Genomic DNA, 5,580 nt, shown 5'->3' on the forward strand with positions numbered 1-5,580 from the left:
TAATGTAATTGCTATATCAGAGAGTTGTCACATAAAGTTTCCTCTCATACAAGATGATGATTTATTAAATTATTATTATCCTGGACATCTTAAAGAAAGTGATAAAAATTATTTTGACAAATATGAATTAGATAAAACTGTAATTTTAAAAGATAGAACTATAATTTTATCCATTCTTAAATCTGGATTAAGAGAGAATAAAAATAAGTTAAAAGATATTTTTGATATTCTAAAGATACAGTTTCGTTTGAAAATTGAGACAACATCTTCAGAAAATATTAGAAATAATCTAAAAAATCTTTCAAGAATTCATTTTGATAGCATAGCCATTGATAAAAGAGATAAATTTTTCAATTTGGAGGAGTGTGTTTTATGGTATGAAAATCAGGATTTATCTAATGATAAAGATATATTTGATAAAAATATACGTAAGTCTCAAAGTTTTGAGATAGATCTTTACGAAAATAATAGGGTAATTTATTTCTTATATAATTTAATTAGTAATAATTTAATTAATATATCTAATATATTTTTTTATAAAAATGATAAAGAAGTTACTTTACAGGATATGAGTTCTGGACAATTGTGTTTGATAAATAGTTTCTGTGCAATTGCTGCCGATATTAAAGATGAAAGCCTTATATTCATTGATGAACCTGAAATTAGTCTTCATCCTTCATGGGCTTCGAAATATATAGGACTATTACAGACTTTATTTTCAGATTTTTATAATTGTCATTTTATTATAGCTACTCATTCTCCTCATATTGTTTCAAATCTACCAGATGATGATGCTTTTGTTGTAACTATTAAAGATGATAGAACGTCGAAGTGCATTCCTTCTAATAACTTTAATTTTAGATCTATAGATTTTCAATTAGCCGAAGTTTTCGATTTCCCAGGAAATAAAAATGAATATTTAGTAAGAATAATTATGGTAATTCTTACCAAAATATCTGAGAAAAAAGGTTTGAATCAAGATGATTTAGATACTGTAAATCATTTAAAGAACTTCCTTCCTAAATTAGAAGATAAGGATCCGGTTAAGCACCTAATTAATCAAATTTCTGCATTGGTTGATAATGAATAAAGTTATATTTTCTAAGAAACATCAGACATTTATAAGTGGATATGATGGGAAAAATTATAAAATATGGAACACTACAGAAGGAGAAGTAGCTAAAATAAGAACAGCTATACGAAACCATTATAAAATTGAACAAAATTATATGTGTTGCTATTGTAGGCAACAAACTATCCAAGATCATGGACTTGTGTGGGATTGTGAACATATCCTCCCTAAAGCTATTTATCCGTTATTCTTATTTGAACCTTTAAATTTAGCATTAAGCTGTAAAGCTTGTAATCTAGCTAAAGAGGCTTATAAAAATGAAATTATAAAAATAGATCCAAAAACTTACTCGACAAATAGTTCGGACTATCAAATTATTCACCCTCATTTTGATAGATATGATGAACATTTATTAGTTAAGTGCTTAGAGGGTACTACTGTATATGAAATTGTAAATAGTTCCTCAAAAGGAAGTTTTACATATAAATGCTGTGGTTTCGATCGTTATGATAAGAAGCTAGCAGGCTATAACAATGTTTCTCAAGATGTTGCACAAACTGTTAGTGATTTATTAAGTAGGGGATATAGTGACTCAGAAATTGTACAGGGCTTGCTAACAAAAATTATTCCTATACAACAGAAAGTAAATTTTTAATATTAGCTAAAATTAACATAATGCAGATTATACGAAATGCTTTTTTTATTCCTTTAAAAATCAATTTCTTATATACTACTGAAAAGCCCATTTACCCTCAAATGGGCTTTTTTAATGATTTGTCACGTTCCACGCTTAATTAGTGAGCAATGTTCCACGGTTTTGTTCATATCAGTTAAATAATCTTAGTTAATCATGGGGTCTAAAAAACCCACCCTAAAAGCCTCTTTTTTGGTGTTCTTCCCGCCAGTTTCCCTAAATTGCCTATAGTTGCCTAAAATTTCCTATAGTTGCGCTAAATTGCCTAAAGTTGCCTTAAAACAGCTGCTAAACCGCCTTAAAAACAGGCCCGAATTGCATATAATTGCGGATAATTGCGGATAATTGCGGATAATTGCATATAGTTGCAGATAATTGCATTGTTTTAGCTTCTCCCCAGAGGCAGTTGCATATAATTGCGTAAAATTGCATAGATATGGACGGCAAGATGTGTATTGTACGGGTACGGGCAAAGCCCTTCCCGAACAACACTTCTACCTTATTCGCCAGGGGGCTTAACGGTAAATCTTGCTCTACGAGGTCCCCAGTCGCTGCCGCGATTTTTTAACACCAAAAATAAAGGGAATAGCTTATGTCTCTACTCACCATTGTTGAGGCTTCAAGAAAATTTAATATCGGTAGAACGACAATTTATAAAGCCATTAAGAAAGGTGAGATCACCCCTCAGTTAAGTGAACTTGGTGTGCAGCAGATAGATCCTCAAGATATGATCCGGGTCTTTGGTCATCCTGGGAAGAAAGCTGTTTCAGGAGATACTAAATCGAATGTTTCTGTGAACAATGATGATCTTGTCCGCGAACTACGCTTACAGATCGAAGAACTAAAACAAGATAAGTCTTTCCTGAAACAAGAGATAGCCAGCGTTAGACGTGATTTTGATGACTTCAAACTACTGATAGAACATAAGTCAAAAACAGAAGTAGCTAAAACAGGTGAAACTGTAGCTAAACAGGATCAGAGCAGTTTTGGTGAACAAAAAAAACAGGATGAGAAACAGGTCGAAATACAGCCTGAAAATATAAAACAGGCAGATTTTGAGCCGAAACACTCCACAGAGCAGCCAGCCAAGAAGGGTTTACTCCGGAGACTGGTCGGTGAAATTCTTCGCTGAGAAATCGCTTAAATGCACATTTTTTTAGCTTTTGATGTGAATATTGCAGAAACAACAACTTAAACAAAAGAAAAAGCCCCAAGTGTCTTGCAACACTCAGGGCTTTCGCTTTATATTCAGCGGTACGCAGTTATTTGATGCTGGAAACATCGAATAACGAAGATCATAAGGATTCACAGTCCGTTATGATTTCACCAATGGCTTGTACCTGAACTCTATTTTCACAATAAAAAGTGTTTAGTTCAAGACCTAAAATGATAAGTCTTCGTTAATACGTGTTTAAAACCATCAAATAAGCATCCTAGATCGAGCTTTGCCCGCTTCTGCGTGTCCGTTTTATACGGTCGGCATGTGGTGTGGGTGGAAGGAACAAGCGACGCTAGCGCACCACAGCGATTGTTTTAGAGGGATATAAGAATCTAAAGCAGGAGTTGCTACTAGGGGAAATCGACAAAGCAACAACGTCAGGAGTAGTTCAGGGACGCTTTAAATTGTATGTTGGGGAAACCCTCGCAGAGATAAGCCAACTGTTCGGTCTGAGAACGTGTCGATGCGGTGTGTGAATCGTAATCTCAGCCTATGTAGGAAAGCACAATTACCTACTGTCGTGGACGACCGATGCGTGGCTCCGTCAGCCCAAAATTGGTACTCGGCAATACTCTGAGGGCTTCGTCTTTTGACAAGCTCTTAGGGTGAGTATTGCCGAAACTCTCTCAACGTTCACCATCAGCCCAGAGGGCTTGCCCGAAGGCTGAGGTGAGCGGGGAGAGAGTGAGAGCATTTAATAAGTGTTTTGTCTTTATAGCTTGTATAGTTTTACTTTACGACATGGTGTATAGTAAAACTATACAAAGGATTAATTCTTGTGATTATAGATTTTAAACATAAGGGACTAGAAAGGTTTTTTAAAACAAGTTCTACAGCAGGTATTCAGTCAGTTCATGCAGTGAAGTTAAAAAGACAATTAACGGCTTTGAATGAAGCACAGAGCATTGATGAAATGAATTTCCCAGGCTGGAAGCTTCATCCTTTGAAAGGGAAGTTAAAAGATCATTGGGCAATTACGGTTAATGCGAATTGGCGTATGACTTTCATTTTTAAAGAGGGTAACGCCTATATCGTAGATTATCAGGACTATCATTGAGGTAAATATGATGATGAACAATCCAGCTCATGCAGGCGAGTTAGTTTCCGAATGGCTAGATGGCCTTAAAGAAGAAGGACAAGCGATTACTGTTACAGAACTTGCTGAACGTATCCAGGTTACGCGTGTCTTACTTTCTAGAATTATCAATGGTAAGGCACCGATCACAGCAGATGTAGCTTTGCGTTTACAAGATGCTTTAGGGATCAGTGCAGACCTGTTAATGCGTGTTCAATCAAAGCATTCTCTTTGGATGGAATCTCAAAAACAGCGTCCACAGATTCAACCATTTTTTATTCAATATTAGTTTAGACTTATGCCGTTTAATTAAGATATAGCAGATTTTTTATAAAATTTAGAATTACGGCCATTGAGTCTTAGGTATATCTAGAATTTTAGTGAAGATTTAATATATGTTATATCTAATACTGTTTTTAATTTTTTTGGAAGGACAATCATGCACATAAAAAAGCTAGAAGAGTTAGACTCAAGTTTTAATAATTTTAACACTTATAATGAGGTTTTTGTTTGCAGTAACCGATTAATAAATACAAAGCATATTTTAAAATCTTCTGAAGGCTGGACACCATTAGTAATTAGAAAATCGTTAGATGGGAAACCTATTCTTTGGCTAAGTGTTGCTATTGTTGAGGATAATAAAAGAATTGGTTACATTGAAGTTGTTCAAGAAAATAGAGTGGTTTTTGATCGAGAAGATCTTGATTTTAAAGCAACAGAATTTGGGTTTATAATCAAGATAGATTCTACTACTATATGTGAAGCAGGGGATGTAGAAGAAAATAGCATAGAAATTTTCAAATTAGATTTAAGACCATTAGGCCTTAATATATATGGTGATCATAATACTTTAAATATTGGCACTAATAAAATGTCTAGAAATACATCAAGTAATTCAGAAGCTATGTTTGGTATCTAAAATGCAAGTACTGGAATGTAATTTTGATAATTTAAAAATTAAGCTTTTAGATGTTGAAAGCTTATCAAATAATAGTAATAAATATACAGTATTTCTAGGCGAAAATGGAACGGGGAAAAGTGAAACTTTAAGGCAAATAATAAATAATATTTTAAGGTTAAAAATTAAAGACATAGATTTTTATAAATCTACTATAGAAGGTAAATTTTCTTATAGAGATCCACTAGATAGCTTTTTATCTAATAATTATAAAAATAATTCAGTAGAAAAAAATATTAAATCATCTGTTAAAATTTTGATAAATAAATGTATATGTTTAGATCTATCTTATGAAAAAACAAATGGATCAAGAAAAATAAAAAGTTTCGATGGCAAGTATATTACTATATCTAGTGGTGAGTTTAGGCATAAATTTAGTATAAGATCTAATGAGGAAAATGATCGTTATAAAATATATAATTTAATTAAGGATATTAATGTAATTGCTATATCAGAGAGTTGTCACATAAAGTTTCCTCTCATACAAGATGATGATTTATTAAATTATTATTATCCTGGACATCTTAAAGAAAGTGATAAAAATTATTTTGACAAATATGAA

At 32.8% G+C, this 5,580-nt stretch carries 6 protein-coding genes and 1 pseudogene; all 7 read left to right on the forward strand.

Annotated features, from left to right (window positions below):
* Nucleotides 1-1,090: AAA family ATPase (locus tag E2K74_RS14130; RefSeq protein ID WP_151208212.1), on the forward strand; the 1,090-nt coding region annotated here is incomplete at its 5' end.
* A complete protein-coding gene (locus tag E2K74_RS14135) occupies nt 1,083-1,727 on the forward strand; it encodes an HNH endonuclease (RefSeq protein ID WP_151208213.1) in 645 nt (214 codons plus the stop codon). The genes E2K74_RS14130 and E2K74_RS14135, both read left to right, overlap by 8 nt.
* Before the next feature lie 631 nt (nt 1,728-2,358).
* Nucleotides 2,359-2,898 carry a plasmid replication DNA-binding protein gene (locus E2K74_RS14140; RefSeq protein ID WP_151208214.1) on the forward strand — a complete coding sequence of 180 codons (540 nt, stop codon included), beginning with the start codon at nt 2,359-2,361 and terminating at the stop codon, nt 2,896-2,898.
* An 865-nt stretch (nt 2,899-3,763) separates the two neighbouring features.
* Nucleotides 3,764-4,042, forward strand: a complete 279-nt coding sequence (locus E2K74_RS14145) for a type II toxin-antitoxin system RelE/ParE family toxin (protein WP_151208215.1) — start codon at nt 3,764-3,766, stop codon at nt 4,040-4,042.
* A 10-nt stretch (nt 4,043-4,052) separates the two neighbouring features.
* Nucleotides 4,053-4,349: a HigA family addiction module antitoxin gene (locus E2K74_RS14150; protein WP_201798537.1), complete on the forward strand. Its 297-nt coding sequence runs from the start codon at nt 4,053-4,055 to the stop codon at nt 4,347-4,349.
* Nucleotides 4,350-4,499: 150 nt separating this feature from the next.
* Nucleotides 4,500-4,979: a hypothetical protein gene (locus tag E2K74_RS14155; RefSeq protein ID WP_227548047.1), complete on the forward strand. Its 480-nt coding sequence runs from the start codon at nt 4,500-4,502 to the stop codon at nt 4,977-4,979.
* 1 nt (nt 4,980) lies between these two features.
* Nucleotides 4,981-5,580 (forward strand): annotated as a pseudogene (locus tag E2K74_RS14160) (ATP-binding protein); the annotation flags it as partial.

Source organism: Acinetobacter sp. RF15B (genome assembly GCF_007558235.1).
GTDB lineage: Bacteria > Pseudomonadota > Gammaproteobacteria > Pseudomonadales > Moraxellaceae > Acinetobacter > Acinetobacter lwoffii_C.

Bases quoted from the DNA above. Each gene is read 5' to 3' on its own strand.
- E2K74_RS14135 (WP_151208213.1), top strand. From the start codon at position 1,083: ATGAATAAAGTTATATTTTCTAAGAAACATCAGACATTTATAAGTGGA.
- E2K74_RS14140 (WP_151208214.1), top strand. From the start codon at position 2,359: ATGTCTCTACTCACCATTGTTGAGGCTTCAAGAAAATTTAATATCGGT.
- E2K74_RS14150 (WP_201798537.1), top strand. From the start codon at position 4,053: ATGATGAACAATCCAGCTCATGCAGGCGAGTTAGTTTCCGAATGGCTA.
- E2K74_RS14155 (WP_227548047.1), top strand. From the start codon at position 4,500: ATGCACATAAAAAAGCTAGAAGAGTTAGACTCAAGTTTTAATAATTTT.